Source organism: Lachnospira hominis (ex Hitch et al. 2025) (assembly GCF_040096395.1).
GTDB lineage: Bacteria > Bacillota > Clostridia > Lachnospirales > Lachnospiraceae > Lachnospira > Lachnospira hominis.
Window position 1 is genome coordinate 1 of record NZ_JBBMES010000062.1, and the last position, 972, is coordinate 972.

The following is a 972-nucleotide window of genomic DNA, read 5'->3' on the forward strand; positions in this document are numbered from 1 at the left end:
CTAGCTGCAGCATACTCTTCATCCGATAACATCTCTTTGAGTTCTTTGTACTCTTTGCTCCAGCTTTCATTATTCTCATCAAATGCCTGTGACAGTCCGCCCCATCCGACAAACTTCGACAGAACTTTCTGCTCCTCCGGTGTGGCAAGCCTGTTTTCTGATTCAATCTGCTTTAAAGTGCGGATTGCATCCATATTCCACTGGTATCTGGTCTTAGCACCGCCTTTTTCCATTTCCCAGAGGTTATAGTGGAAATTGTGCTTCGTCTGCCCGTCAACATTCTTCTCATTTTCAAGACTTCCTACTTGCTGTACTGGCTCCTGCTTTGGTGTAAAATCTACATTTTCCTGTAATTCTGTATCAGCCTGAATATCATCCACAGATACTGATACCACATGTCCATTCTCATCAATCTTGGTTTCCCAGCCATTCGCTATTGCTCTTTCCCTGGTTTCAAGATGATTGGCTTTTACACTATCCTCGATATCAAAGAATCTCTTATAGACCGGATTCATCTTATCCCTGTCAGCCTTCTGCTTTGTCTCCTGATAATACTTCTTCTGGTCTTCTCCGCAGTAAAATGGCTGTTTTACCATATAAGATAAGATTTCATATAACTCACGCCAATCGAGAGCACCTTCTTTACGCACACCATTCCTGTTCTTATAGCTGATCTTCACATATCCGCTTCTGATTGAGTACTCCACAAGACCATACTTATTGTTGGAATATGCCTTTCTTTCTGCATTATCTGTCCCTAATGCAATATCCCTGATAAGGTCAAGTTTATTGGGCATAAATGCAAAATCAGACTGCACCACATCCATAAGGAATGCCCTAAACGGAGTGTAGCAGCTGCAATCTGTTACAAGAATCTCCGCCGCATCACGCAGGTCTTCATCAAGCTCTGCAATACGCTTGGCATAATCAATCGGTGTAATATACTGAAGCTCTGATGGATCTTTTTCAGTT

At 42.3% G+C, this 972-nt stretch carries 1 pseudogene; it reads right to left on the reverse strand.

Annotated elements, in window-relative coordinates:
* A pseudogene (locus tag WMO38_RS15060) lies at positions 1-972 on the reverse strand (helicase-related protein); the annotation flags it as partial.